The organism is Paraburkholderia sp. ZP32-5, from assembly GCF_021390495.1.
GTDB lineage: Bacteria > Pseudomonadota > Gammaproteobacteria > Burkholderiales > Burkholderiaceae > Paraburkholderia.
Genome location: NZ_JAJEJP010000002.1, coordinates 688,138 through 713,580, shown reverse-complemented (window position 1 = coordinate 713,580; position 25,443 = coordinate 688,138). Strand labels below are relative to the sequence as shown.

Here is a 25,443-nt window from a genome sequence, read left to right as displayed (position 1 = left end):
TCGCCGGCGCGCGCGAGCGAGTCGTCCGACGCTCGGGCGACGCAGCACGCGCAGGTGGTGAGCGAACCACGAGCGGAAAAACACCGTGACATGGCGAGGGCCGGCAAGCGCGGCTGGCTGTCGCTGCTCGGCTGGATCGCGGTGCTGGCGGTGCTTGGCGGCGCATGGCATGGCGCCGACATGCGCCCGCTCGATCTGATCAGCGACTCCGCGAACATGGGCCAGTTCGCGAAAGACTTCTTTCCGCCCGACTTCACCGAGTGGCGCAGCTATGTGAACGAACTGCTCGTCACGCTATCGGTCGCGGTCTGGGGCACCGCGCTCGCGCTCGTGTGCGCGGTGCCGTGCGGGCTGATGTCGGCGCATAACATCGCGCCGATGTGGATCGTGCAGCCGGTGCGCCGTCTGATGGACGCGTGCCGCGCGATCAACGAAATGGTCTTCGCGATGCTGTTTATCGTCGCGGTCGGGCTCGGGCCGTTCGCCGGCGTGCTCGCGCTGTGGGTGCACACGACCGGCGTGCTCGCGAAGCTGTTCGCCGAAGCGGTCGAGGCAATCGATCCGCGTCCGGCCGAAGGGGTCCGCGCGACGGGCGCGACGCGCCTCGATGAAATCGTCTACGCGGTGCTGCCGCAAGTGCTGCCGCTGTGGATTTCCTACGCGCTGTATCGCTTCGAATCGAACGTGCGCTCGGCGATGGTGGTCGGCATGGTCGGCGCGGGCGGCATCGGCGTGGTGCTTTACGAGGCTATCCGCTCGTTCGACTATGCGCAGACCGCCGCGGTCATGATCATGGTGATCGTCGTCGTGACAGTGATCGATCTGGGTTCCGCGTGGTTGCGCGAGCGCGTGATCTGAGGGTGATGGGAGTCGCCGGCAAGCGGTAGCGATAGCCTCTGCCCGGAGCCAGCTAACGGCTGCCGCCACGAAATAGCCACGCGGGTGAAGCGGCAAGCCGCTTCGCCCGCCCTTCATACGCGTTTTCGCCTGAACCGTCGCGGTCTTTTCCGCGCCGCACAACGTCTGGCTTCCCCGCATAAACCCCTTCGCCCGAGTCGTCCACTCCCACCGTTCCGGCGTTCTGCTGGAATAATCACCGGCTTGCCGGCCGCTCGCGGCCTTCCCTTCCCTGCCCCGTTGCGTTGTCGATGGAAACTTCTGTTGTCCTGCTGGTGCTGTTGTCCGCGCTGCTTCACGCGACCTGGAACGCGTTCCTGCATATATCCGAAGACCGCGTGTGGCTGCTCGGCATGATGTCGATGCCGTATCTCGCGGTCAGCGCAATCGGCGTGCTCGTGCTGCCGATGCCCGCGCCGGCCGCGTGGCCGTATATCGTCGCGTCGGCGGTGCTCGAATGGGGCTATCTGCTCGCGCTGATCCGCGCCTACCGCAGTGGTGACTTTGGCCAGATCTATCCGATCGCGCGCGGCATGTCGCCGATGCTCGTCTTCGTCGGCGCGCTCGTGTTCGCGGGCGAAACACTGAAGCCGCTCGCCGCGTTCGGCGTTGCGCTGGTGTCGACCGGCATCGTGTCGCTCGCGTTTCGCCGCGGCATGCGCTTTTCCGGCGAAAGCGTGCCGTTCGCGCTGCTGACGGGCCTGTTCATCGCAACGTACTCGGTCGTCGACGGCATCGGCGCGCGCGTCGCCGGCAATGGGCTCAGCTACGTCATGTGGGTCTATCTGATCTGGAACATCCCGCAGTTCCTGCTGGCCTGGCATTGGCGCGGCGGCGCCAGGGGGCTTTTCATCGGCCGCGTGCCTGTGATGAAAGGCATCGCGTCGGGTGTGCTCGCGCTCGGCGCGTATTGCCTGATCATCGAGGCCTACCGCTATCTGCCGATCGCCACGGTCTCCGCGCTGCGCGAATTGAGTTCGATCTTCGCGGTGCTGATCGGCTGCATCTTCATGCGCGAGAAGCTGACCACGCGGCGCATCGTTGCATGCGCACTCGTCACGCTCGGCGCGGTGTTGATCCGGATCTGACAGACGGTGCCCGACGCCGGGCGCACGAGCTTCGCCACGCAACGCGACCGCTTGAGTCCGCCAATCGCGTTCTTCTCAACTGTCGACGCGCGCCGCCTGCGGATGACGCGAGCGAACCCAAAAACTAAGCGCCGCGCTCACCACCAGCAGCGCGCCAGTGACGAAGAACACCGGCTGCAGCCCGACATGCGCGCCGATCTGTCCGCCGATCAACGGGCCGACCACCTGGCCGGAAAACTGCGCCGACTGCAGATAACCGAGCGTCGTGCCGGACTGGCTTTCATCGACCGACTGACGCACCAGCTTCGCAATCGACGGTAGCAAGCCGGCAACCGTCATCCCCATCACGGCGCGCAATGCGGCCAATTGCCACCAGTGCGTGACGAAAGCCTGCGGCACCATCACGAGCGCGGTCGCGATCAGACAGCCGACAATCACATTCCAGCCGCCGACTTTATCCGCGAGCGCACCGAGCCGTGGCGCGGTCAGCATGCTGCCAAACGCCGACGCGGCCATCACGATCCCCGCGATACGCGCGAGATGCTCATGCGGCACACCGAGTTGACCGATATATACGGTGATGATCGGTTCGATCGACATGTTCGCGAGCAACACCATCATCGCGGTGACGAGCAGCACGGGAATCACGGCGCGGTTCACGCTCACACGCGGCGATGCTTGCGCGGCGCGTCGGCTGCGCGCGTCGACGGCGCGATCGAAATCTTCGCGCACGATCAGCAGCGTCGCCGCCGCCGCGACCGCGATCATCGCCCCGCCAACGAAGAAGGTCCCGCGAATGCCGACCCATCCCGGAAGGAAGCCGCCCACCAGCGGTCCGATCAGATTGCCCGCCAACGCGCCGGTGGACAACACACCGAGCGCCCAACCGGCGCGTTCGCGCGGCGCCTGGGTGCCGATCATTACAATCGACGCCGATGCGTAGCCGCCGATCAGCCCGGCCGCGAGACGAAGTACGACGAGATCGATCACGCTGTGCGCGATGCCGATCAACGACATCACTACCGCCATGCCCACTGCCGCGCGGACCAGCATCGGCTTGCGCCCATATCGATCGGCGAGACGACCCCACAGCGGCGCGGTGACCGCGGTGCCGAGAAACGTCGCGCCGAACGCGACGCCGGACCACTGCACCACCGCGGCCGGCGAACTCACGCCAAGCTGTTCGACATAGAGCGGCAGAAACGGCAGCAGCATGCTAAGGCTCACCAGCGTGGTGAACGAGCCGAACACGCAGACAGCGAGATTGCGTTGCCAGTACCGCGCGTTGCGCTCCGCGTAGCTGACATGACGGCGCGGGATCGCGGGCGCGTCGAGCCGGCTCACCGGCAAATTCATTGGGTCATTCATGATGAACAGAACGGCGGCCGTGATTGCACGGACCGTTTCAGTAGATGATCGGGACGTTGGCGAACATGGCTCAAGCGCTCGAACCTGCTCGATGCCGCTTGCCGCCACGCTTGATGCTGGCTAGAGACTACGCGCGATCACTCATGCTGAAAAATGAATTTATATGAATGGATTGATCCTGTTTTCTGATTCTGAAGGCAAACGCCAGATGCGCAAAAATGGCCTGCTTCACCATCCGGTGAAAGCAGGCCATTCGTTTGTGAAGCGTCGTATAGATGGCGCGCTATCGATGCGCGCCGCAATCTCATTGATGCTTGTAAATCACCACCGGCACCGAATAAGAGCTGGCAGCAAAATCACCGCGGCTGCCCGCACTCGATGAACCCTGCGCCGGCGCACCATAACCGCTCGTCTGCGCTACCTGGGTTTGCTCGGCGACTCGTGCCTCGGCGGCTTGAATGTTCGCCGGATAGTTGTCGGTGTTCATCGTCGACGGATCGTAGCCGGCCTTTTCGAGCTTCACCAGATCCGCGCGAACCTGTGCGCGTGTGACCGGTTGATTGTTCTGATTCGATTGAGCGAAAGCCGCAAACGGCGTAGCGATAAGAGCGGCGACAACAGCTGCTTCGATAAGCGATTTCATGATTTCCAACCTCCAGAGTTTGTTTTTAGGGCTGCCGCGAAACCCTGCAGCGACCTGGCTATCAGGCGCTATCGGTGGTATTTCGTGGCGTTGAAAGGAGTCTATGCGTCGCCCGAACTCGGGAAAACCCCTAAAGCCTTAATTCAGTGTTGCGATAGCCGCGCCAATTGAACGTCTGATCCGGTCATTCGAACGGCAGCGTCTGCGCGGCGCGCCGTCGTGCACTAAACTGCCTGGGCGCACGACGCGCCATCCGCGCCGTCCCCTCACCCTCGACCGAAGAGACACACGCCCATGTCGCCTTCCGTTGTCCTGCCGTGCTACCGCGAAACCGTGCGCGCCGAATGGGTCGATTACAACGGCCATATGCGCGACGCGTTCTACATGCTGATCTTCAGTCTGGCCACCGACGTCGTGATCGATCTGATCGGCCTGACCGACGCGGTGCGTCAAGCACGCCGACGCTCGATCTATACGCTCGAAGCGCATCTGAACTATCTGCATGAAATCAAGGAAGGCGCACACGTGCGCGTCGACATGCGCGTGCTCGCGCACGACGCGAAACGGCTGCACCTGTACCTCGAAATGTTTGCGCTGAATAACGCCCGCGCCGAACCCGTGGCCGCGAGCGAGCAGATGCTGCTGCACGTCGATACCAGCGGGCCGCGCGGCATCGCGTTCGATGCCGACATCGAAGCACGTGTGCGCGAACTCGCGCATGCGCATGCAACGTTGCCGCCGGCTCGCTTCGCTGGACACGTGATCGGCCTGCCGGCCACCGCACGGCAAACAACGGAAGAGCAGGAGCAACAGCAACGGAGGGGACATGCTTGAGCCGCAAATCGCCGCATTCATCGATAGAGCCAGCACGCTCTATCCGTCGCATCGCGCGGCGCTGACCCCGCGCGAGCAACGCGCGCTGTACGACCGCTACGCAGCGATGCTGACACCACCGCTGCCGCGCGACCTCGTCGTGCGGGACGCAGGATTGACGACCGATGCGGGTCATACGATCGCGCTGCGTCTCTATCGCCGCCAGGCACAGGCGCGTGAACACGGCGATATCCGCGGCACCGTGCTGTATTTCCATGGCGGCGGCTTCGTGCTCGGCTCGCTGGATAGTCATCAGATGGTGACGGCACGTCTCGCGATGGACACCGGCCTCGATGTGATCGCGGTCGACTATCGGCTCGCGCCCGAACATCGCGCGCCGGCCGCTCATGACGACTGTCTTGCGGTCACGCTCGCCGCGCTAGGCGGACGCCTGCCGTTCGACATGCCCGCCGATGCCACGCTGCAACTCGCCGGCGATAGCGCCGGCGGCACGTTGGCGGCGAGCATCGCGATGCGCTTGCGCGATGACGGTGTGGCTGGCGTGCGCGGTATCGCGCTGGTCTATCCGATGCTCGGCACCGATCCGCAACCGCCCGCGCGCGATACCGAAGCGCAGGCGCCGATGCTGACGCTTGCCGACGTGCACGCGTTTCGCGACGCCTATTGGGGGAAAAACGAGGAGAACAAACAGCACGGTGGCAGCCCGGCACACGGCCCCGCATGGACCATCCCGCTCGCCGGGAACCGCTTCGACGGCTTGCCGCCGACACTCGCGATCGGCGCCGAACACGACCCGCTACGCGATGACGCGCGCGTGTTCGTCGAGCGTATCCGCGCGGCCGGAGGCGACGCGCAACTGATGATCGGCACGGGCCTCGTGCATGGATGCTGGCGCGCGCTCGAAACGAGCCCCGGCGTGCAGGCGATGCATCGGACGGTGTGCGATTTTCTGCGCGATCGCGCTATGCAGCCGGCGTAGCGCCGGCCCGCTTCAACGATTGTGCTCGCTGCGCCAGCGCGCGAACGTCACCAGATCGAGCCCGACTTCGCCCGGCTCGATGCGGGTCCAGCCGTAGAAGCCGTCGTCCCAGCCGGGGATGCCACGCGGCGTCAGCGTGCGGAACTGCATGCCGGCGCGGTAAGCCAGATCCGGCCAGAACAGCGGCATCACCTCGCGCACCGCGAGCTGCTTGAGCAGGTCGGACGGGCCGCCCTCGTCGGCGACGATCTCGCCCTGCGAAATCCAGTCGTTCTCGGCCCACGCGACGAACACGCTCGGATTGCCGGCGGCGTCGAACATCAGAATCACGTTCTGTTCGGGCCGCCAGTAATACTCGACGATGCCCTGCGCGGCCACGACTTCGTCGATCACCTTGCGCGTGCGCGGATCGCAGTAGGTCATGCCGTTTTCACCGAGCGCGAGCCAGCCCAATTCGCCGCAATGCCGGCTCTTCGCATCCTTCAGGAAGTGCACGAGACGGTTGGCCGAATCGGGATCGGTCTTGCGCAGGTACAGATCGACGATGCCCGCGTTGAACGCCTTGACCGCGACGGTTTCATCGGCCACCCCGGTGAGCAGCACCTTCGCGCAACGCAGATGCGAAATCGACGCCAGAAACTCGACGCCGCCGATACCGGGCATGTCGTAATCCACCACGACGGCCGCCACTTCCTCGAAGCGCGACGGCCGCGCGACGATATCGCGCTCCGCCGAGGTTTCGACGAAACGCTCGACGCCCGGCTCGCTCAGACACGCCGACGCCGCCGCGAAATCCAGCGAATTCTCGCGCGCGTGCTGGCGGATGTAGTGGAGCGCGGTTTGTGGCCGCGTGAAGAACAGGTTGGTATGGGTGTCCGGGAAGAACCGGCGCAGCGCGTCGAGGTAGCTGTCGTTATCGTCCACGAACACAACCGTGGACGGATAGAAAACGGGTGGTCGAATAAAGTTGTTCATATTTTCAAGTGGTTCTCACGTCGCCGCTGCCGACCCTCCGGTCCAGCTGATCCGTATCGCAGCTCGCCGCACGACAGCCCAAGGAATGCCAGGCGATGTCTCGCCCGCGGGTCTCGCATGGTCAATGGGTTATTGCCGCCACTTCCGGTCAACCCCACGCGTCGCACGCATTTTTTACCAGCGTGCCGGCGCGTGCTCTGATGGTCAGTTTTACGCGCCAGATAAGCGAAGCGTGGCTCCCGGTCGTCTCCGCTGATTCGTATAGTACAGGCTCCGCGCAATTCGCTGTGCAACTTGCGTCGCATTGCCGTCGCATACATGCATCGCGAATGCGCGACGATTAATCTGGGCAAAAAACAATAGCGAAGCAAGCGTAAAAAACATCGGATTGCGGCGGCGTCCGCGTAATGGTAGTGACATCGCACATGCGCTTTTTTGGTGCCAGGCCTATTCCGACATCAGCTATCGCGAGAGGTCATCGTGGCCGGTGGAAAGCGTCGCCGGCCGGACTGTCGTTTATCATCGACATTCGCAGTTCCTGAATATTGTTGCTTAGATATGACGAATACCGGCAAGTTGTTGATAATCGGCCTGCTCGTGATCGACGCGGGCGTCGCTGGTTATCTGCTTTTTCCCAAGGACGATGAGCGCGCGCCGACGGCAAGCGGCGTAGTGGTCGGCAGCATCGACGAGGCCGCGCAGGGTGAGCGGAGCGGCTCCGTGCGCGTCGCCGGCGGCAGCGTGATTCCGGAGGTTCCGTCGAAGCCAGCGGTTCCCGCTGCGCCGGTGAACCCGGCCGATAAGGTGGCGATGGCGCCATCCGCGCCGCCGTCCGCGACACCGCAGGCTGGGGCTCAGATGGGTGGCTTGCCGGCGCAGTCCGCGCAGTCTTTCGGGAGTTCGGGGTCGCAGCAGCCTGGGCAGTCCCCGGCGGGCCTGGTGCCGCAGCAGGCCATGCAGCCCGTGGCGGGTGCAATACCGCAACAGCCGATGCAACCCTCGCTGGGTGCGGTGTCACCGCAGCCCACGCAATCGGCCGCGAATTCAGCAGCCCCGACGCCGTCCGCCCCCGCAGCGCCAACGGTAACAGCCCTCGTGCCCGCCCCGAGCGTGGCGCCCAATTCCGGCCAGATCGCCACCGGACGCATCGACACTACGGTGCAGCCCGCCGCGCAGGCGAAGCCGAAAGCGCAGTCCACCGCGCAGCAGAAAGCGCAGCCGAAGCCCGGCCCACGTATCGACAAGACCCGCCGGTACGCCGCTACGCCGCATCCGGGCGGCTCGAATCCGGTCGCCGCGTCGCTGACGGATCAGCTGGTCAGGGAATCATCGAAACCCGATCCGTCGCTGCCGATGCCGTCCGGCACCAGCCTGCCGAGCATACAAACCCAAACGCCGCCCGGCCGCGGCTCGATGAATCCTGTCGCATCGGCAATGACCGAGCAGCTGGTGAGGGAATCCTCGAAAGTGGCGCCGATACAACAGGCGCCCGTACCGCAGCCGCCGATGCAACAGCAACAGCCGCCGATTCTGAAGCACTGAAATCGACGCGTAAGGAAGCGCCATTTTCGCGCGACGCCCGCCGCAAAAAAGCCCAGCTACTCACGCTGGACGAGGCTCAATACGGAAAACCGTGCGCCGCGCGCATTCGCGCCGATCGCTCACGGCCGCGAGGCCACCTCATCGAGATGTTCGAGCAGGTCCGCCGGATCGTCATACACACGCAGCGCGCCCGCGCGCTCGAGCTCTTCCGTGCCGTAGCCTCCCGACAGCAGACCGACACCGAGCGAGCGGCAGCGTCGCGCGGCGAGCATGTCCCAGATGCTGTCGCCGACCACGACCGTATGTTCGATCGGCACGCCCAGCCGCTCGGCCGCGGCGACGAACAGATCCGGATCGGGCTTCGCGTACTTGACGTCGTCGCGCGTCACGACCACCGCTGTCGCGGGGTCGATGCCCAGTGCCGCGAGATTCAGCGCGGCCGTTTCCATGCGCCCGCTGGTCGCGACGGCCCACGGCGTGCCGGCCTGAGTCAGCGCATCGAGCAATTGCCGCGCGCCCGGCAGCGGACACACCTGCGCGCGCATCCGCTGATACGCGGCCGCATGCGCTTGCCGCAACCGCTCGCCGCGTTCGACGCTGATTTCGCCGTGCGTTTCGCGCAGCAGCTGGTTCGTGAACAGCCCACCGCTCATGCCGATCTTGCGATGAATCCGCCACACCGACAGCGAAATCCCTTCGCTGTCGAGTGCTTCTTTCCACGCCAGCACATGCTGGTAGACGCTGTCGACGAGCGTGCCGTCGAGATCGAAAAGAAAGGCTGTCTGGATGCGCATGATGGGACTCCCGGTGATCGCAGGTGCCAATCAATATGCCATGTCTCGATGAAGCGGCAAGAACGTCCGACACCGTGCATCGCATGCACCCCGATCGTGCCAATTGCACCACGGTCCCGCCCGGCGCGCGCCGGAACAGGGTAAGCTTCGCCCCCTAGCCGTTTTCCGCCATCAGACCGTTCGTCGAAATCCTCGCGTTATTTGCTGCGCCACATGGCTGTCACACACTTCTGGCTGGCCCTGGCACGGTGCATGCTTGCATCTGCTCCGCCAAACCATTCAAGCGTCGTCGACAATTCAAATGCAAGAAGTTTCGCCCGCCATCAAGCGCAACGAACCATCAATGAATTAAGCAATTTTTTTCGAATTTCGCAATAAAGCGATAGCGCCTGTGCAATTCACGAACAACGTCGCCGCGAATAGCGCAAAGCACTCCATTCACTCAACAACAATCGCTTTAATCAAGGAACGACTCGCTATGAAAAAGACCCTGCTCGCCGCCGCGCTGTGCGGTGCCGTCACGATGTCCGCGCATGCACAAAGCAGCGTCACGCTGTACGGCCTGATCGACACCGGCATCGTCTACACCAACAACCAGCTCGGCCATAGCAACTGGCAGCTCAACAGCAGCTCGACGCAAAACACGGTGTTCGGCCTGAAGGGTTCGGAAGATCTGGGCGGGGGGCTGCACGCGGTCTTCAAGCTCGAGCAGGGCTTCCTGCTGAACAACGGCGCGCAGGCATTCTCCGGCGACGGCTTCGGCTCGCAGGCATGGGTCGGTCTGCAAAGCGATCCGTACGGCACGCTGACGTTCGGCCGGCAGTTCGACGTGATGAACGACCTCGTCGGCCCGATCTCGTCGACCTTCAACACGTGGGGCGGCAGCCTTGCCGCGCACCCGTTCGAGAACGACAACCTCGCCGCGAACTCGGTCGTGATCAACAACTCGGTCAAGTACGCGAGCCCGGTCTTCCACGGCGTCACGTTCGAAACGATGTACTCGTTCAGCAACAAGGCCGGCGACTTCGCGAACAACCGCTCGTACGGCTTCGCGCTGTCGTACGCGGAAGGCCCACTGAACCTGGCAGCCGGCTACCTGCAGTTCAACAATGCGGGCAACGGCACCGGTGCCGTGACCGCCAGCGACGCGAGCGCGAACTTCATCGCCGAACGTCAGCGCATCTGGTCGCTCGGCGGCAACTACACGTTCGGACCGGCGACGGTCGGGCTGCTGTGGAGCCACACGCAGATCGACAACGTGTCGGGCGTGTTCTCGTTCGGCACGGGCACCTACCTCGGCGCGGCCGGCGATCCGACCGGCACGCTCAGCGGCTCGCTGCGTCTCGACAACTACGAGATCAATACCAAGTACGCGCTGACGCCGGCATGGAGCGTGTCGGGCTCGTACACGTACACGCATGGCGCGTATAACGGTTCGTCGCCGGACTGGAACACCGCGATGCTGCAAACGGACTACGCGATCAGCAAACGCACCGACTTCTATCTGGAAGGCGTGTACCAGAACGCGCACGGCGCGCCGGCGGATTCGGTGCTGTCGCACGCGATGATCAACACGCTGTCGCCTTCGTCGACGAATACGCAGGTTGCGGTGACCGTCGGCATGCGCCACGCGTTCTGATCGTTCGCGGTGCACGCGACTGTGAGCGCTCGTACGCGCTTACGGTCGTGCCGCCGCGATCACCCGCGATGCCAGCGCATGATGCTGGCCGCGCCGCGAGCGGACCGCGTGAATCTCCTCGATCACGCCGTCCGCGCGACCAAGCGGGCGTAGTCCCCGCAGCAAAGTCAATTCTTCCGCGCCGAGTTCCGCGAGTGGAAACACGCCGAGCCCGCGCGCCGCGAACACCGCCATCAACGCACTGTCCTCGAATTCACCGACGATGCGCGGGCGTATCCCTTGTGTGTCGAACCATCTGTCGAGCCGCGCGCGCAACGCGCCGTGATGGGTCGGCAACAACACCGGCAGTTCCGCCAGAGATTGCGGAAAGCCCGCGCGCGACGCTTTGCGCACGAGTTGCGCGGGCCCATACCAGTCCACCGGCGAACCCGCGACGCGCTGGCTCACCACGCGCAAATCCGCGCCGTGCGGCGCCGGCTGACAGGCAAGCACCAGATCGAGCCGATGCAGCGCGAGTTCCGACAATAGCTGCGCGGGCTCGCCTTCATGACACAGCAGCCTGAGCGATGGCGTCGCCAGCACCGGAGCGAGCAGCGCATGCGCGGCGAGCTTCGACAATCCATCCGATAGACCGACCGCGAAACGCACCGCGCGCTCGCCCGCCGCCTCGCGCATCTCGTCGAGCAATACCTCGCCGAGCTGGAAGATCTGCTCCGCGCGATTGAACGCCTGCTCGCCGGCTTCGGTCATCGTGACGCCGCGCCCGGCGGGCTTCAACAGTTGACGTCCGAGCGATTTCTCGAGTTCGCGCACCTGCGCACTGATGGTCTGCACCGCCATGTCGAGCCTTTCGGCCGCCCGTGCAAAACCGCCTTCCTTCACGACGATCCAGAAATAGTACAGATGACGGTAGTTAAGCATGCTGATTTGACACTTCGAAAAAACCGATATGTCATTCAGCGTAGCACTGATTTATCCGAACCGCGAACGCAGCGATGATGGCGGTTCCTTCTGCTTCGGCGAGTCACTTCCCGGTTACGTCATGGACTATCTGCTCGAACTCGTCACCAATCCCACTGCGTGGGCCGCGCTCGTCACGCTGATCGTGATGGAAATCGTGCTCGGCATCGACAACCTGATCTTTATCTCGATCCTCAGCAACAAGCTGCCACCGGCGCAGCGCGTGCGCACGCAGCGCACCGGCCTGCTGCTCGCGCTGCTGATGCGGCTCGCGTTGCTCGGCACGGTCGCGTGGATCGTGCAGTTGACCGAAACCGCGTTCACCGTATTCGGCCATGGCTTTTCGTGGCGCGATCTGATCCTGCTTGCCGGCGGTCTGTTTCTCGTGTGGAAAGCAACCGGTGAAATCCGCCATCACGTGACGCGCGAAGACGATGCACCCGCGAAGGCAAGTTCGACAGTCCAGTTGAGTGTCGCCGCGGCGATCGGCCAGATCATCGTGCTCGACATCGTGTTCTCGGTGGACAGCATCATCACCGCGGTCGGCATGACCGAGCACATGCCGATCATGTTCGCAGCGGTGATCGTGTCGATCATGGTGATGCTGTTTGCCGCGCAACCGCTCGCGCGCTTCATCGATCGCAATCCGACCATCGTGATGCTCGCGCTGAGCTTCCTGCTGGTGATCGGCATGACGCTGATCGCGGAAGGTTTCGGCTCGCATGTGCCGAAGGCTTACATCTACGCGGCGATGGCGTTCTCAGCGTTCGTCGAGTCGATGAACATGCTGTCGCGGCGCGCGAAAACGAAGCAAGTGGATGGCGACGCGCACTGACGCGCGATGCAATAGCGGACCTTAAAGGAGTGTCACGATGAAATGCCCTGTCTGCAAAACGACCGATCTGTCGATGACCGAACGCCGTTCGGTCGAGATCGACTACTGCCCGGACTGCCGGGGCGTATGGCTCGACCGCGGCGAGTTGGACAAGTTGATCGCGCAGGATATGGACGACTCGAGGCACCCGGCGCGCGCGCATGAAAACGAGCGACATCGTCACTACGACGAGCGTCGCGCGGACCAGCGCGGCTATAGGAAGAAGCGCTCGATTTTCGACATGTTCGATTTCGATTGACCATGCCGGCGCGCTTCGGACAACGGCACGGTTGTCCGGCCGGTGTCAGGGTGCGGCGCGAAATGCTCACGCGCCCACCCTGACATTACATTTTCATTGATATATAATTTCGGCCAGCCTTCGCATTATTGCCGCCCGCCGATTTATTTGAAACCACCTCGTTTTTCGCCCTTCAATCCGTCTACCGAATGGAAAGCCGCGGCATTTCTGTCAAATAAAAACGCAAAACGATAAAGCAATAAAGAGAGGCACGTTCGTGGCTAATTCACACTACGCCACGCTGTGCGCAACAACCATCTCATCAGAAACATGACCGTCCCCTCGAAAGCAGCCGGGCCGCGCGATTCCGCGTGGTTTTTTACGCAACCCAAAGTGCTGGTGATGGTGGCGACGCTATGCTGCCTGCTTTGGGGCAGTTCATATCCGGCAATCAAGATCGGCTATGCATTGCTGGACATTACGCAAAAAGATATCCCGTCAAAGCTGATCTTCGCCGGATACCGGTTCGTGCTCGCCGGGCTGTTTTTGCTGATACTCGCGGTGTTGCTGAAGAAGCCGATTTTCAAACTGAATCTGCGCAACGGCGGCCAGTTGATGCTATTGGGATTCACGCAAACGGCCATTCAATATGTGTTCTTCTATATCGGTCTTGCGTACACCACTGGCGTGCGCGGCTCCATATTGAATTCGACGACCACGTTCTTCAGCGTATTGCTCGCCCATTTCATTTACCAAAACGACAGAATTTCTCCGCGTAAGGCGGCCGGATGTCTGCTTGGATTCGTGGGCGTCATGGTCGTCAATTTCGGCGACGGCCTGTTTGATTTCGCGTTCACGTTGCTCGGCGAAGGCTTCATCGTCATTGCAGCGTTCGTGCTGTCCGCCGCGTCGATCTACGGAAAGCGCATCTCGCAGAGCATGGACGTGATGGTGATGACCGGCTATCAACTGGGCTTTGGCGGCGCCGTGCTGCTGGTGGCGGGTTACACAACGGGCGGCGCGCCCGGCGCATTTACGCCGGCATCGATTGCGTTGCTCGGCTATCTGGCGCTGCTGTCGTCGGCGGCGTTTACGCTGTGGAGTCTTCTGCTGAAGTTCAATCAGGTGGGCAAGGTCACGGTTTTCAACTTCCTCGTGCCCGTGTTCGGTACCGCGTTATCCGCGATATGTCTGAACGAGAACATCATGGAGTTGAAAAATCTGGTCGCGCTGGTGCTCGTTTGCGGCGGCATCTGGTTGGTCACGCGCTCGCCGCAAGCACGCACTGGAAACGCACGGCCTGGTACGGCACTGGCTCGGGAGAGCCGCTGAACCGAGCACTGAGCGGGCAGGAGCCGCGCGAATTACTTTCTTCGCGCGGAAGCGTCCGCCACGTTGCGCGCGCGCTCCTTGCCCGCAGGCATGCCGCCATTCATCTGCTCGAGCCACGACAGCGTATCGACATACGACAGAAACTGCTTCAGATACCCCGGCGACAATTCGCGCATCAACGACAACGACCGATGCACGAGGCTGCTCGAATTGAGCGGCCCCGCGTTGCCCGGCACCGGCGCGAGCGACTGACGCAACTGCTTTTCGGCGCGAACCTTCGACCAGACGTCCCTGAAGTAATCGAGCGCGGGGAGTTCCGGATAGGCGGCGACGTCGTTATTGCCGCGCGCATGAGCGGCGATTTGCTCGATCAGTGCCGCGAGCGTGACGTCATCGGCCGCGCTTGCGGCAGATTCTTGCGGCGCGCTATCAACTGCGGCCTTCGGCCTGGCAGCTTCTTCGAGTATTGCTGCATATTCGTCGAGCAGCGCGGACAATCGGTCGTCGAGAACACGGCGCGCCGCGCCACCGTGAGCCGCCGCGCGTCGCGCGAGCGCGTCGATGAAATGAAAGCGCAACGGGTCGACGTGGTCCGCGCCGCTCGCGCGCCATGCATCGAGCGTCGCGCGGGCCGGGTGACCACTCATATTGTTCGTCACGGTGCCGTCGGCGTCTTCGCGGCGCTCATCGTCAAGCACCGGCATTCTCCGTCGCAGTCGCAGCCCCGCTCGACGGCCGCGGCACCGGCGCAATTTCGACGCGGCGGTTTTTTGCGCGCCCCTGCTCGTCGGCATTCGAGCCGACCGGCTGTTGCGAACCGAATGCAGCAGCGAAAACCGACGACGCCGGCACGCCTTCGTCGATCAGCGCGCGGGTCACTTTCAACGCGCGCTGCGCAGACAACTCCCAGTTATCGGCGAAACGGCGATTGCCTTCGCGCAAACGCTGATCGTCGGTAAAGCCGCTCACCATCAGGATCTGATCGCTCGCATGCAGATACGCGGATAGCGGTCCGGCAAGACTCTTCAGCAGCGCACGGCCCTCGGGCTGCAACTGATCGGAATTCAACGCGAACAGCACGTTGCCGCTAATGCCGATGCGGCCGTTGACGAGCGTCACGCGCCCTGCCGCCAGTGGCCCCGCGAGTGCCTGTTCGAGCGTCTTGCGGCGCTGCGTTTCGGCCTGGCGCTGCTTGACCTCCTGATCCAGCTTGCTCGACAACTCGAGCTGCACACCGATCACACCGACCAGAATCAGCACGAACGCGCCGAGCAGCACCGACATCAGATCGCCGAAAGCGGCCCAGATCGGCGCGGCTGTCTCCACGCCGCCGTCGATTTCGTCGCTCATACCGCGTCGGCTCCAGCGGTCGCACGCTGCGCGGCCAGCAGTTGCAGATCTTCGACGATCTGCTTCTGCGACATCACGCTCAGGTCGACCACTTCACGCGCCTGCGCGACGTAGTAGGCCAACTGTTCGTCGCTGCGCGCGAGCGATTTGTCGAGCGCCGCTTCGATACGCTCCAGATGCGCGACCAGTTTGTCGTTCGACTCGCCAAACACACTGACGGCCGCGCTGAATGCTTCGCCGAGGCTCGCAATCTCGACCGCGCTGCCGGTGACCTGCGCGGCGACTTCGCCGAGCTTGCCGGTTTCGTGTTCGAGGTGATCGGTAAAGCGATTGCCGACGCGTTCGAGCAGGTCCGCCGACGTCGCGACGAGCGCGTCGACCGCCGTGCGCTGTTCGGTCGACGCGTGGTTCACCGCGTCGAGCAAGGTTTCCAGCGTCGCGAGCAGACGGCTGCGCTCGTCGAGCATCGCGGTATCACGGACCATGCTGTCGGAGAGCTTCTGACGCAATTCCGCGACGACTTCGGCGGCGGCCTTCGGCGCTTCCGAGGCGGCCTGCACGAGATGCTCGATTTCGGCGATCGTCGCGTTTGCATGCGTCTGCGTTTGTGTCGAGATATCGCGCGCGGTTTGCGCGAGTGCGTCGCAGATTTGCTGCTGACGGTCGGCGGTTTGCGCGCCTGTCTGCTGCCATTGCTCGCTGAGTTTTGCGGTCATTGCACCGAGCGTTCCGGTCCATGTAGTGAAACGCTGTTCATCGCGCGCGGCGAGTTCGGCCTGCAGATTTGCAGCGGCCTTTGGTGCTTCGGCTGCCGCCTGCACGAGACGATCGATTTCGGCGATCGTCTCGCTCGCGTGCGTTTGCGTTCGCGCTGAAATATCGCGCGCGGTTTGTGCCAGTGCGTCGCAGATTTGCTGCTGACGGTCGGCGGTTTGCGCGCCCGTCTGTTGCCATTGCTCGCTCAGCTTTGCGGTCATCGCGCCGAGCGTTTCGGTCCACGCGGTGAAGCGCTGTTCGTCACGCGCGGCGAGTTCAGCTTGCAGATTTGCCGCGGCCTTCGGTGCTTCGGCCGCCGCCTGCACGAGGCGATCGATTTCGCCGATCGTTGCAGTCGCATGCGTTTGCGTTTGTGTCGAGATATCGCGCGCGGTTTGCGCCAGTGCGTCGCAGATTTGCTGCTGACGGTCTGCGGTTTGCGCGCCCGTCTGTTGCCATTGCTCGTTCAGCTTTGCGGTCATTGCGCCGAGCGTTTCGGTCCACGCGGTGAAGCGCTGTTCGTCACGCGCGGCAAGCTCAGCCTGCAGATTCGCCGCAGCCTTCGGTGCCTCGGCCGCCGCTTGTACGAGGCGATCGATTTCGCCAATCGTTGCAGTCGCATGCGTCTGCGTTTGTGTCGAGATATCGCGTGCGGTTTGCGCCAGCGCGTCGCAGATCTGCTGCTGACGGTTCGCGCTTTGCTCACCCGTCTGTTGCCATTGATCGTTCAACTTCACGCTCATCGCACCGAGCGTTTCCGCCCACGCGTTCAGGCGCTGCTCATCACGTGCAACCAACTCCGACTGCAACGCCGTATGCGACTGACCGAGCGTGCCCAGCAGCGCGGCCGAATGCTGCTCGAACGTCGCGGCGGCGCGAGCGAGCGCCTGCTCGTTGGCCGTCGCGAGCTTGTCGCCGGTGCTGTGCTGCTGCAGCAGCGCGTCGCCCCACGCCTTCGACATGCCGCTTGCGGTCGCTTCGAGCTGCGTCGATATACGTTCGAGCAACACGGCCGAGCGCTGTTCGAACGCTTCGGCCGTACGCTCGAGCGATGCGCGCTGATGCGCGGCCAGTTCATCGCCCGCCTGTCGGTGTCCGGCGAGCGCGGTGTCGCAAATCCCGGCGATATTCGCGCTGGTTGCCGCAAAGCCGCTCGACATACCGTCGAGCTGCCGTTGCACCGCCTGCGTCACCGATTCGTGCAACGCGGCACTCTCGCGCGCGAGACCACTCATCGTCGCCGCCACGACCGGCTGCAATGCCTCGCCCGCGGCGCGCGCGCTGCCGGTCACGCTGTCCTTCAGCGATTGCTCGATCACGCCGGCCAGGCGCAGATACGCGGCTTCGGTGCGGCCGTAAAAGGCGTCGAGACTCGCGATCTGCCGTTCATTCGACGCGATGCTCTGCTGCTCGATCGCGCCCATCATCGTCTGCAAACGGTCGACCAGTTGCGGCATCGCATCGGCCTGGCGCTGCAGCAGCCGGAAGCTTTCGTCGCGCTGATGGCTCTGCGAGTAAACGCGCAACGTCGACGCAATCTTCATGTCGAGCTGTTGCGCCGCGTCGAGACGTTCGCGACGGCACAGCGCGGACAGCAGCCCGAGCATCGCCGACGTCGCAACCCCGGCGATCGACGTGCCGAACGCGAAGCCGAGCCCCTTGACCGGCGCCGCCAGCGATGCGCGGATCGCCTGCAGATCGCTCGCGCTTTCCAGCGCGACACCGGTACCGCGCAGCGTCATCACCATGCCGAGCAGCGTGCCGAGCATGCCGAGCAACACCAGCAGGCCGACCAGATACGGCGTCAACGCCGGCCCCGGCAACGCGACACGTTCGCCTTCGATACGCAGACGCACCGTGTTGCGCAGGCTCGGATGCAAGGGTTCGACAAATGCGGCGACGCTCGGCGGCGGCCCGGACAGCGCGGCGAGCGCGCGCGTCAGCGTGGCGGTGGCCTCGCCATAGCGGCGCAATTCGAGCGCGCCCGCGATGTAGAACACGCCGATCAGCAGCGTGACCGCCAACGCGAGCGGATTGGAGACGGCATAACCGGCGGCGATCCAGCATGCCACGGCCAGCCCAGCGAAAAACACGACGAGATCGATACGATATCTGGACATGGGGTCCCAGTTAGCAGGCGCGAAAAGCCGCGAGCAGCCCTTCGACCGGTTGAAAACGAACATCCAGTTCGGCGAGCAAAACGCTCTGCATGTCCTTGCGGAATACGTCGAGCCATGCCGCGTCGAGCGAAGTCGGCGCGGCGTGGCCGGGGGTTACGACAGCCCTGTCGGCGGTGCGTGTCTCGGTCGGCGCGGCGGCATGAGCGGCGACATGAGCGGCGACATGAGCCGCAGCATGAGCCGCGGCTTCAGCTTCAGCCGCTTCTCGCTGCGCAGCCTCGCGCAACCGCTCGAAATGCCCTCTCAGCAGCCCCGGCACTCCCGCGAGCAACGTCCGCTCGCGTTCGCCGAGAGCGCGCTCCATCACCGCATCCACGACGGCGAGCCGCGCGAGTTCCGGCGTTCGCGCGGCCAGCAGCGCGCGCAGACGGCCGCGCAATGTGCCAATCGCCGTTTCCATCGATTGCTGCAACGCCAGATAGCGCTGGCGAAACAGCGCGTAGTCGGCCGGCGCATCGACGGCCACGCGCTGCGCGGACATCTGGCCTGGCCCGCGCCGCCGCGCGGCGGCAAATACGCTGTCGCCGGCAATCGCGCTGACGAGCGCGCGGCGCACCCGCGTGCACTCATCGTCATCGGATTGACCGAACGATCGTGCGCCCGCGGCGACGGCCGGCGGCTTGCCATCCAACGCCGACGACAGCGCAATCGCGTCGGTCCAGCCAAGCCACTGGCTCAGCCGGTCCGACAGCGATTGCCGCGATTCGGCGGCGTCGATATCCGCGAGACGGGCCAGTAAACGAACGAGCGCGGGCCCGCTGAGAGCGCTGCGCTGAGGGGCTTGCGACATACCACCGGAAGCAAAAAAGTCAGCAGTTTACACGCTGACGCTCGCGAGGCCGAGGTCCACCGGTTCAAGCTGTGTCGGGAACGCCGTTTCGACCGCCTCCGCAACGCTTCCATGTGTCCTCCTGAACACGGTTTTTCGCCAATAGATAAGCACGCTCATCCCTTATAAGATGAAAGCTTGCTTCGATCCGCATCCTCGCTACACGGAGGCCGCGACCCGGAGCGTCAAACGCGGTGACACATACAGGGCGGGCAGCATGAAATTCGATACCGTGGTGCTCGGCGCCGGCATTGTCGGCGTGTGCGTGGCCGCGCATCTTCAGCAACGCGGGCGCGCCGTCGCGCTGATCGACCGCAAGCTGCCCGGCAATGAAACCTCGTTTGGTAACGCCGGACTGATCCAGCGCGAAGGGGTCTATCCGTACGCGTTTCCGCGCGGGCTCGGCACCTTGCTGCGCTATGCGCGCAACCAGTCGCCCGACGTTCGCTACCACGCCGATGCGATGCTTGAAGCCGCACCGTTTTTGTGGCGCTACTGGCGCAATTCTCATCCTGCGAAGCACGCGGAAATCGCGAAGTCGTACGCCACGCTGATCGAGCATTGCGTGACCGAACATCGCGCGCTCGCCGCCGCGGCCGGCGCGAGCGCGCTGCTGCGGCCGATCGGCTGGATCAAGGTATTTCGCAGCCACGTGGCGAGAGAGGCCGAAACCCGCCTCGCCGAGCAATGGCAGCGCGAATATGGCGTCGAGTTCGAAGCGCTCGACGCGCCGCGTCTGCAGCAACTCGAACCCGATCTGGACAAACGCCTGCAAGGCGGTCTGCGCTATCCGCAATCCGATTCCGTCAGTGATCCGAACGCATTGGTCACTGCATACGCGCGCTATTTCGAAACGCTCGGCGGACGGTTCTTTTTCGGCGATGCGGCGACGCTGCGCGAGGGTTGGCAAGTCGACACGCAGCAGGAACCCGTGACAGCCGACTCGGTGGTGGTGGCGCTCGGGCCGTGGTCGGACCGGCTGGTCACACGGCTCGGCTATCGGCTGCCGCTCGCGGTGAAGCGCGGATATCACATGCACTATGCGCCGCGCCAGACGGCCCGGCTCAATCATCCGGTTCTCGACGTCGAACACGGTTATGTGCTCGCGCCGATGGCGCGCGGCATCCGGCTGACCACGGGCGCCGAAATCGCGCGCCCCGACGCGGACAAAACGCCGGTGCAACTCGATGCGGTTGAGCCGATCGCGCGCACGCTGTTCCCGCTCGGCGAGCGTCTGGACAGCGAACCATGGATGGGCCGCCGCCCGTGCACGCCGGACATGATGCCGATCATCGGACCGGCGCCAAATCATCAGGGCTTGTGGTTCGCATTTGGGCACGCGCACCACGGGCTCACGCTCGGCCCGGTGACCGGCCGGCTGATCGCCGAAATGATGACCGGCGAGGAAACACTGGTCGATCCAGCGCCGTTTCGGGTCGAACGGTTCTAGAAGGTGGCCAGTAAAGAACACCATAAAAAAACGCCGCGAAGCACTCGCTTCGCGGCGTTTTTCATTCAATCAAACAACCAGATCGGCAATCAGGCCGTCACAGCAGCGCGGCGCGGCGAGAACGCCGACACCACGAAGCTCACGACGATATTCGCCGCCAGCGCGATCAGGCCGATATACAGCGGATAGTTCTCGTGGCCGAAATGCAGCCCATACACCGGCTTCAGACCTTGCGAGATCGCGAGCGCCGTGCCGAGCACGATACCGACCAGCCAGCCAAGGAACAGGCCCGGCGTATTGAGTCGGCGCGTGTACAGCGAAAACACCACAGCCGGGAAGATCTGCAGAATCCACACACCGCCGAGCAGTTGCAGATCGATCGCGTACTGCGTCGGCAGGAACACGATGAACAGCAACGCGCCGAACTTCACGACCAGCGACACGAGCTTCGCATTGGCCGCTTCCGCTTGCGGCGAAATGTTCGGCGCCACCAGCGGACGCCATAGGTTGCGGGTGAACAGGTTCGCCGCGCCGATCGACATGATCGCGGCCGGCACCAGCGCGCTGATCGCAATCGCAGCAGCCGCGAAGCCGACGAACCACGACGGGAACAGCGTGCCGAACAGCACCGGCACCACATCGCTGGCGGACTTCACGTTCACGCCGGCGGCAATCGCCATATAGCCGAGCAACGCGATCAGACCGAGCAGCAGCGTGTACGCCGGCAGAAAGATCGCGTTCTTGCGCACGGTCTTCGCCGATGCCGACGACAGCACCGCCGTCATCGTATGCGGATACATGAAGCCGGCGAGTGCCGAACCCAGCGCGAGCGATGCGAACGCGGTGTACTGCGTCGGCTTCAGCAGAATGCCGGTCGCGCCGCCCTTCGCCTGGAAGTGCGCATCGGCCAGATCGAACACGTGCCCATAACCGCCGAGCTTCACCGGAATCAGCCACACCGCCGCGATCACGACGATATAGATCATGATGTCCTTGACGAAAGCGATCATCGCCGGCGCGCGCAGACCGCTCGCATACGTATACAGCGCAAGGATCACGAACGCGACGATCAGCGGCATTTCACCGCCCACGCCGAGGCCCTTGATCACGACCTGCATGCCGACCAGTTGCAGCGCGATATACGGCATCGTCGCGACGATGCCGGTCAGCGCGACCGCCGCCGGGAACCACTTGCCGCCGTACTCGCCATGCACGTAGTCTGCCGCGGTGATGTGATTCTTCGCATGCGCGACTTTCCACAGCTTCGGCATTACGGCAAACACGAACGGATACACGAGGATCGTGTACGGCAACGCGAAGAAGCCATACGCGCCCACCGAGTACACGAGCGCGGGCACCGCGATCACGGTATAGGCCGTGTAGAAATCGCCGCCGACCAGAAACCACGAAATCAGCGTGCCGAACTGACGGCCACCAAGACCCCACTCGTGCAATTGCGTCAGGTCACCGCGTTTCCAGCGCGCGGCAAAAAAGCCGATCACGGTCACGAGGATAAAGAACGCGATGAAAACCGACATCGAAACCGGGTTCACAGGATTCAGGTCGCTCATTTGATACCTCGATACACGATGTAAATCAGCAGCGAGGTCAACGGCACCCACAAAAACTGATACCAGTAGAAGAACGGAAAGCCCGCGAGCGGCGGATGCGTGTCGTTATAGAACGGCAGCCACAGCAGCGCGACATACGGGATCAACAAGATAAGCCATAGCCATGAACGGCCGGCCGACGGGGAGGTCTCCACGAACGTCTCCTAGATATTATCGACACCACGTATCGCGGCTTTTGGCCAATACGAGTGTCCGGATGCCTGAGGTCAGGCGGAAAAACGGCTGGCGCAAATGCGACGCGCGAGGCTCCGCGAAGCGCGCCACGCCGCGGGGATGTAGTATTCGCCTTCACGAGCGTCCCCACAAGCGCGCAACTACGTACGTGTTCTACGTGTTACTACGTAGCCTGGCCGCTTATCCTCACGATGAAACTCAAAGCAAAGATTGTCCTGCTGGCGATCGTGCCCTTTCTGGCCGCGATCGCCACGATCGAAACCGGCGTGCGCCGCGAAGCCACCGCGCTCGCCGAGCGCCAGCACACGATCACCCAGGCCGCGTACATGGCGAGCAAGGAACTCGAACTCAAGCATTACGTCGAGCTCGCGACCACCGCAATTGCACCGCTGTATGACGCCGGCAGCGACAACGCGCGCGACGATGCGCTGCTGCGCACACGCGCGCTCGACGTGCTGGAGAAAATGGATTTCGGCAAGGACGGCTACTTTTTCGTCTACGACATGCATGGCCGCACGCTGATGCATCCGCGCGAGCCCGATCTGGTGGGTCGCGATCTGTGGTCGCTGCGCGATAGCCAGGGCACGCCGACGATCCAGCAACTGCTCGCGGCGGCCGCGCGCGGCGGCGGCTATGTGCGCTATTTGTGGCATCGGCCGTCGACCGGCAAGGTCGCGTCGAAACTCGGCTACGTCGTGCCTCTTGAGCGCTGGGGCTGGATGATCGGCACCGGCATCTATCTCGACGACGTCGACGCGGCGCTCGCGCATATCGATGCCGAAGCAGCCGCCAATATCGATCGCACGATGCAATGGATCGATGCGATTGCGGTGGCCGGGCTCGCGGTGATCGCGCTGTGCGCGCTGGTGCTCAACGTGAGCGAATACCGCAGCGCCGACGCGAAGCTGAAGCGGCTCGCGCGGCAGGTCGTCGAGTCGCAGGAACACGAACGCGCGCGGCTGTCGCGCGAATTGCACGACGGCATTAGTCAGATGATGGTATCGGTGAAACTGCTGCTCGAATCCGCGCTCGCGCGGCTCGAACGCAGCGACGCGCGCGAGCCTGCCGCCGAAGCTGCTTTATCGACCGGGCTTGCGCGGCTCGGCGATACGCTGCGCGAGGTACGGCGTATTTCGCACGCGCTGCGTCCGTCGATGCTCGACGATCTTGGGGTGGCTGCCGCGCTCGAACAATTGACGCGCGAACTGGGCGACGAGTCGGGCATCACTATCGGCTTCACGCAGATCTCGCACACGCATGCGGCGACGTTGCCCGATGCCGTCAATACCGTGCTGTTTCGTATCGCCCAGGAAGCGCTGACGAATATCGTGCGTCATGCGCATGCGTCGAGTGCATCGCTTGCACTGGAAATCTCGCACGACGCGGTCACGCTGACGATCTCCGACAACGGCCGTGGCTTCGACGTGACCGACGCGTTCGTCGGCCGACGCTCCGGTGTCGGTCTGCGCAACATGCGCGAGCGGCTCGAAGCGCTCGGCGGCAGCCTGTCGCTGAGTTCGCAAACGGGTCACACTGCGGTCAGCGCTCGCGTCCCGCTGCATACAACCGGCACGCCATTGCCGTCCTTGCAGGAAGTCCGCTCATGAACGACACCACCGCTGCTGTCGCACGCCTGCTGCTCGTCGACGATCATCCGCTCGTGCGCGACGGCTTGCGCGCCCGCCTCGAAGCAGTGCGTCATTTCGAAGTGGTCGGCGAAGCGGGCAATGCGCAGGAAGCACTCGCGCTCGCCGAGAAAGAAACGCCGCACCTCGCGTTGATGGACGTCGGCATGAATGGCATGAACGGCATCGCATTGGCGAATCTTTTCCACGAACGCTTTCCGGCAATTCGTGTGCTGATGCTGTCGATGCACGACAACCTCGAATACGTGACCCAGGCGGTGCGTGCAGGTGCAAGCGGCTATGTGCTGAAAGATTCGCCCGCGATCGAGATCATTCAGGCGATTGGCGCGGTACTCGACGGCAAAACTTTCTTTAGCGCGGAATTGAGTTCGCGGCTGATTCAGGCATCGGCAACGCAATCGCCGATCGAACGTCTGACGCCGCGTGAACTCGATATTCTCGACGCGCTCGCCGAAGGACTGTCGAGCAAACAGATCGCGCAGCGCAATGATCTCTCCGTGCGCACAGTGGAAACGCATCGCTTGAATCTGAAGCGCAAACTCGATATAGAAGGTCAGGCGGAATTGATCAAGTTTGCGGTCGAACATCGCCGCACGCGCCGCTGACATTTCTGGCCGCGCGATAATGGCGCGAACATCTGGAGCGGCCTGAACATGAAACGTCTGTTCGAACTCCTCGCCGGCCTGCTGCTCTGCGCCACGACGGCTCATGCGCAGAGCGATCCGGCGCGCGTCAATCGCGGTCACGATCCATTCATACAGATCTCCAAAGCGATCGCCAATTGCCCGACGCCGCTCGGCCCGTTCGAGACTGAAAAGGAATGGCTCGACGACAGCCATTACCGGATCGAGCGCGGCAATAGCTGCTGGATAGAAGGCCGCTGCCGGTTGCCGAATGCGTATCTATACGACGCGGAGATCGCCGACAGCGTGCAACGGCGGCTCGCGAATCTGAATGCCGCGCTGCACTGGCGCGAACAGTCGACGCTATGGCTCACGTTGCAGCGGCGATTTATCTATGTCGAAGGGTGCGTCGCGCCCGGTTTCGATAAGAAGACCTTTCTGTCCGAACTGACAAAAACGGCGGACGTCGAACGGGTAATCGACAACACGATTACCAATGTACATTCAGCGCAATTGCCCTATCGCACGCAGGCGAATCCGGATAAGCCGGTGCTCGAGCCCGGTAATTAGCGAGGTGCAACGCGAATGAGCGTGAGGGTTTTCATTGCGCGCGCTTATATCGGAAAACGTCGATAACTCGA

General features: G+C 63.4%; 24 protein-coding genes. 13 read left to right on the top strand and 11 right to left on the bottom strand.

Annotated features, from left to right (window positions below; all coding sequences use genetic code 11):
* Nucleotides 1–90 precede the first annotated feature (90 nt).
* Nucleotides 91–858, top strand: a complete 768-nt coding sequence (phnE, locus tag L0U82_RS22045; protein ID WP_233837445.1) for a phosphonate ABC transporter, permease protein PhnE — start codon at nucleotides 91–93, stop codon at nucleotides 856–858.
* A 290-nt stretch (nucleotides 859–1,148) separates the two neighbouring features.
* Nucleotides 1,149–1,985 (top strand): DMT family transporter, encoded by an 837-nt coding sequence (locus tag L0U82_RS22040; RefSeq protein ID WP_233834467.1) that lies wholly within the window; start codon nucleotides 1,149–1,151, stop codon nucleotides 1,983–1,985.
* A gap of 75 nt (nucleotides 1,986–2,060) precedes the next feature.
* On the opposite strand, the gene L0U82_RS22035 is transcribed toward L0U82_RS22040, so the two are convergent.
* Nucleotides 2,061–3,341 (bottom strand): MFS transporter, encoded by a 1,281-nt coding sequence (locus L0U82_RS22035; protein WP_233834465.1) that lies wholly within the window; start codon nucleotides 3,339–3,341, stop codon nucleotides 2,061–2,063.
* Between the two features lie 316 nt (nucleotides 3,342–3,657).
* On the bottom strand, nucleotides 3,658–3,996 hold the full coding sequence (locus L0U82_RS22030) for a DUF4148 domain-containing protein (RefSeq protein WP_233834463.1): 339 nt from the start codon (nucleotides 3,994–3,996) through the stop codon (nucleotides 3,658–3,660).
* Nucleotides 3,997–4,290: 294 nt separating this feature from the next.
* On the opposite strand from L0U82_RS22030, the gene L0U82_RS22025 reads away from it, so the two are divergent.
* Nucleotides 4,291–4,830 carry a thioesterase family protein gene (locus tag L0U82_RS22025; RefSeq protein ID WP_233834461.1) on the top strand — a complete coding sequence of 180 codons (540 nt, stop codon included), beginning with the start codon at nucleotides 4,291–4,293 and terminating at the stop codon, nucleotides 4,828–4,830.
* Nucleotides 4,823–5,809: an alpha/beta hydrolase gene (locus L0U82_RS22020; RefSeq protein WP_233834459.1), complete on the top strand. Its 987-nt coding sequence runs from the start codon at nucleotides 4,823–4,825 to the stop codon at nucleotides 5,807–5,809. The genes L0U82_RS22025 and L0U82_RS22020 overlap by 8 nt, the downstream gene beginning before the upstream one ends.
* Before the next feature lie 12 nt (nucleotides 5,810–5,821).
* On the opposite strand, the gene L0U82_RS22015 is transcribed toward L0U82_RS22020, so the two are convergent.
* Nucleotides 5,822–6,784, bottom strand: coding sequence for a response regulator (locus tag L0U82_RS22015; RefSeq protein WP_233834457.1), 963 nt, complete (start codon nucleotides 6,782–6,784; stop codon nucleotides 5,822–5,824).
* Between the two features lie 558 nt (nucleotides 6,785–7,342).
* Here L0U82_RS22015 and L0U82_RS22010 point away from each other — a divergent pair.
* Nucleotides 7,343–8,326, top strand: coding sequence for a hypothetical protein (locus L0U82_RS22010; protein WP_233834455.1), 984 nt, complete (start codon nucleotides 7,343–7,345; stop codon nucleotides 8,324–8,326).
* A gap of 119 nt (nucleotides 8,327–8,445) precedes the next feature.
* Here L0U82_RS22010 and L0U82_RS22005 read toward each other — a convergent pair whose 3' ends face one another.
* Complete coding sequence (locus L0U82_RS22005; protein ID WP_233834453.1) at nucleotides 8,446–9,120, bottom strand: HAD family hydrolase; 675 nt, start codon at nucleotides 9,118–9,120, stop codon at nucleotides 8,446–8,448.
* 478 nt (nucleotides 9,121–9,598) lie between these two features.
* On the opposite strand from L0U82_RS22005, the gene L0U82_RS22000 reads away from it, so the two are divergent.
* Nucleotides 9,599–10,759 carry a porin gene (locus tag L0U82_RS22000; protein ID WP_233834452.1) on the top strand — a complete coding sequence of 387 codons (1,161 nt, stop codon included), beginning with the start codon at nucleotides 9,599–9,601 and terminating at the stop codon, nucleotides 10,757–10,759.
* A gap of 39 nt (nucleotides 10,760–10,798) precedes the next feature.
* Here the strand turns inward: L0U82_RS22000 and L0U82_RS21995 are convergent, their stop codons facing one another.
* Complete coding sequence (locus tag L0U82_RS21995; protein ID WP_233834450.1) at nucleotides 10,799–11,680, bottom strand: LysR family transcriptional regulator; 882 nt, start codon at nucleotides 11,678–11,680, stop codon at nucleotides 10,799–10,801.
* Between the two features lie 121 nt (nucleotides 11,681–11,801).
* Between L0U82_RS21995 and L0U82_RS21990 the strand changes: the two genes are divergently transcribed.
* From L0U82_RS21990 to L0U82_RS21980, 3 genes are all read left to right on the top strand, one after another.
* Nucleotides 11,802–12,554: a TerC family protein gene (locus L0U82_RS21990; RefSeq protein WP_233837444.1), complete on the top strand. Its 753-nt coding sequence runs from the start codon at nucleotides 11,802–11,804 to the stop codon at nucleotides 12,552–12,554.
* Nucleotides 12,555–12,591: 37 nt separating this feature from the next.
* Complete coding sequence (locus tag L0U82_RS21985; protein WP_233834448.1) at nucleotides 12,592–12,852, top strand: TFIIB-type zinc ribbon-containing protein; 261 nt, start codon at nucleotides 12,592–12,594, stop codon at nucleotides 12,850–12,852.
* A 309-nt stretch (nucleotides 12,853–13,161) separates the two neighbouring features.
* A complete protein-coding gene (locus L0U82_RS21980) occupies nucleotides 13,162–14,163 on the top strand; it encodes a DMT family transporter (protein ID WP_233834446.1) in 1,002 nt (333 codons plus the stop codon).
* 32 nt (nucleotides 14,164–14,195) lie between these two features.
* On the opposite strand, the gene L0U82_RS21975 is transcribed toward L0U82_RS21980, so the two are convergent.
* From L0U82_RS21975 to L0U82_RS21960, 4 genes are read right to left on the bottom strand one after another with little or no spacing between them, the layout of a single operon-like run.
* Nucleotides 14,196–14,810 carry a DUF2894 domain-containing protein gene (locus tag L0U82_RS21975; RefSeq protein WP_233837443.1) on the bottom strand — a complete coding sequence of 205 codons (615 nt, stop codon included), beginning with the start codon at nucleotides 14,808–14,810 and terminating at the stop codon, nucleotides 14,196–14,198.
* Between the two features lie 43 nt (nucleotides 14,811–14,853).
* Nucleotides 14,854–15,513 (bottom strand): OmpA family protein, encoded by a 660-nt coding sequence (locus L0U82_RS21970; RefSeq protein WP_233834444.1) that lies wholly within the window; start codon nucleotides 15,511–15,513, stop codon nucleotides 14,854–14,856.
* Nucleotides 15,510–18,389, bottom strand: a complete 2,880-nt coding sequence (locus L0U82_RS21965; RefSeq protein WP_233834442.1) for a DUF802 domain-containing protein — start codon at nucleotides 18,387–18,389, stop codon at nucleotides 15,510–15,512. Before L0U82_RS21965 ends, L0U82_RS21970 begins: the two co-directional genes overlap by 4 nt.
* A 10-nt stretch (nucleotides 18,390–18,399) precedes the next feature.
* Nucleotides 18,400–19,239 carry a DUF3348 domain-containing protein gene (locus tag L0U82_RS21960; RefSeq protein WP_233834440.1) on the bottom strand — a complete coding sequence of 280 codons (840 nt, stop codon included), beginning with the start codon at nucleotides 19,237–19,239 and terminating at the stop codon, nucleotides 18,400–18,402.
* Between the two features lie 256 nt (nucleotides 19,240–19,495).
* On the opposite strand from L0U82_RS21960, the gene L0U82_RS21955 reads away from it, so the two are divergent.
* Complete coding sequence (locus L0U82_RS21955) at nucleotides 19,496–20,728, top strand: NAD(P)/FAD-dependent oxidoreductase (protein ID WP_233834438.1); 1,233 nt, start codon at nucleotides 19,496–19,498, stop codon at nucleotides 20,726–20,728.
* An 89-nt stretch (nucleotides 20,729–20,817) separates the two neighbouring features.
* Here the strand turns inward: L0U82_RS21955 and mctP are convergent, their stop codons facing one another.
* Complete coding sequence (gene mctP, locus L0U82_RS21950) at nucleotides 20,818–22,299, bottom strand: monocarboxylate uptake permease MctP (RefSeq protein WP_233834436.1); 1,482 nt, start codon at nucleotides 22,297–22,299, stop codon at nucleotides 20,818–20,820.
* Entirely contained in the window at nucleotides 22,296–22,493 is a 198-nt protein-coding gene (locus L0U82_RS21945; RefSeq protein ID WP_233834435.1) for a DUF3311 domain-containing protein, read from the bottom strand. The genes mctP and L0U82_RS21945 overlap by 4 nt, the downstream gene beginning before the upstream one ends.
* A gap of 231 nt (nucleotides 22,494–22,724) precedes the next feature.
* On the opposite strand from L0U82_RS21945, the gene L0U82_RS21940 reads away from it, so the two are divergent.
* The 3 genes from L0U82_RS21940 to L0U82_RS21930 are packed head-to-tail and all read left to right on the top strand — an operon-like array spanning nucleotide 22,725 to nucleotide 25,372.
* Entirely contained in the window at nucleotides 22,725–24,140 is a 1,416-nt protein-coding gene (locus L0U82_RS21940; RefSeq protein ID WP_233834433.1) for a cache domain-containing protein, read from the top strand.
* On the top strand, nucleotides 24,137–24,784 hold the full coding sequence (locus L0U82_RS21935) for a response regulator (protein ID WP_233834431.1): 648 nt from the start codon (nucleotides 24,137–24,139) through the stop codon (nucleotides 24,782–24,784). The genes L0U82_RS21940 and L0U82_RS21935 overlap by 4 nt, the downstream gene beginning before the upstream one ends.
* Nucleotides 24,785–24,832: 48 nt before the next feature.
* Nucleotides 24,833–25,372, top strand: a complete 540-nt coding sequence (locus L0U82_RS21930; protein ID WP_233834429.1) for a hypothetical protein — start codon at nucleotides 24,833–24,835, stop codon at nucleotides 25,370–25,372.
* Nucleotides 25,373–25,443: the final 71 nt, after the last annotated feature.

Bases quoted from the DNA above. Each gene is read 5' to 3' on its own strand.
- phnE (WP_233837445.1), top strand. From the start codon at position 91: ATGGCGAGGGCCGGCAAGCGCGGCTGGCTGTCGCTGCTCGGCTGGATC.
- L0U82_RS22040 (WP_233834467.1), top strand. From the start codon at position 1,149: ATGGAAACTTCTGTTGTCCTGCTGGTGCTGTTGTCCGCGCTGCTTCAC.
- L0U82_RS22035 (WP_233834465.1), bottom strand. From the start codon at position 3,341: ATGAATTTGCCGGTGAGCCGGCTCGACGCGCCCGCGATCCCGCGCCGT.
- L0U82_RS22030 (WP_233834463.1), bottom strand. From the start codon at position 3,996: ATGAAATCGCTTATCGAAGCAGCTGTTGTCGCCGCTCTTATCGCTACG.
- L0U82_RS22025 (WP_233834461.1), top strand. From the start codon at position 4,291: ATGTCGCCTTCCGTTGTCCTGCCGTGCTACCGCGAAACCGTGCGCGCC.
- L0U82_RS22020 (WP_233834459.1), top strand. From the start codon at position 4,823: ATGCTTGAGCCGCAAATCGCCGCATTCATCGATAGAGCCAGCACGCTC.
- L0U82_RS22015 (WP_233834457.1), bottom strand. From the start codon at position 6,784: ATGAACAACTTTATTCGACCACCCGTTTTCTATCCGTCCACGGTTGTG.
- L0U82_RS22010 (WP_233834455.1), top strand. From the start codon at position 7,343: ATGACGAATACCGGCAAGTTGTTGATAATCGGCCTGCTCGTGATCGAC.
- L0U82_RS22005 (WP_233834453.1), bottom strand. From the start codon at position 9,120: ATGCGCATCCAGACAGCCTTTCTTTTCGATCTCGACGGCACGCTCGTC.
- L0U82_RS22000 (WP_233834452.1), top strand. From the start codon at position 9,599: ATGAAAAAGACCCTGCTCGCCGCCGCGCTGTGCGGTGCCGTCACGATG.
- L0U82_RS21995 (WP_233834450.1), bottom strand. From the start codon at position 11,680: ATGCTTAACTACCGTCATCTGTACTATTTCTGGATCGTCGTGAAGGAA.
- L0U82_RS21990 (WP_233837444.1), top strand. From the start codon at position 11,802: ATGGACTATCTGCTCGAACTCGTCACCAATCCCACTGCGTGGGCCGCG.
- L0U82_RS21985 (WP_233834448.1), top strand. From the start codon at position 12,592: ATGAAATGCCCTGTCTGCAAAACGACCGATCTGTCGATGACCGAACGC.
- L0U82_RS21980 (WP_233834446.1), top strand. From the start codon at position 13,162: ATGACCGTCCCCTCGAAAGCAGCCGGGCCGCGCGATTCCGCGTGGTTT.
- L0U82_RS21975 (WP_233837443.1), bottom strand. From the start codon at position 14,810: ATGAGTGGTCACCCGGCCCGCGCGACGCTCGATGCATGGCGCGCGAGC.
- L0U82_RS21970 (WP_233834444.1), bottom strand. From the start codon at position 15,513: ATGAGCGACGAAATCGACGGCGGCGTGGAGACAGCCGCGCCGATCTGG.
- L0U82_RS21965 (WP_233834442.1), bottom strand. From the start codon at position 18,389: ATGTCCAGATATCGTATCGATCTCGTCGTGTTTTTCGCTGGGCTGGCC.
- L0U82_RS21960 (WP_233834440.1), bottom strand. From the start codon at position 19,239: ATGTCGCAAGCCCCTCAGCGCAGCGCTCTCAGCGGGCCCGCGCTCGTT.
- L0U82_RS21955 (WP_233834438.1), top strand. From the start codon at position 19,496: ATGAAATTCGATACCGTGGTGCTCGGCGCCGGCATTGTCGGCGTGTGC.
- mctP (WP_233834436.1), bottom strand. From the start codon at position 22,299: ATGAGCGACCTGAATCCTGTGAACCCGGTTTCGATGTCGGTTTTCATC.
- L0U82_RS21940 (WP_233834433.1), top strand. From the start codon at position 22,725: ATGAAACTCAAAGCAAAGATTGTCCTGCTGGCGATCGTGCCCTTTCTG.
- L0U82_RS21935 (WP_233834431.1), top strand. From the start codon at position 24,137: ATGAACGACACCACCGCTGCTGTCGCACGCCTGCTGCTCGTCGACGAT.
- L0U82_RS21930 (WP_233834429.1), top strand. From the start codon at position 24,833: ATGAAACGTCTGTTCGAACTCCTCGCCGGCCTGCTGCTCTGCGCCACG.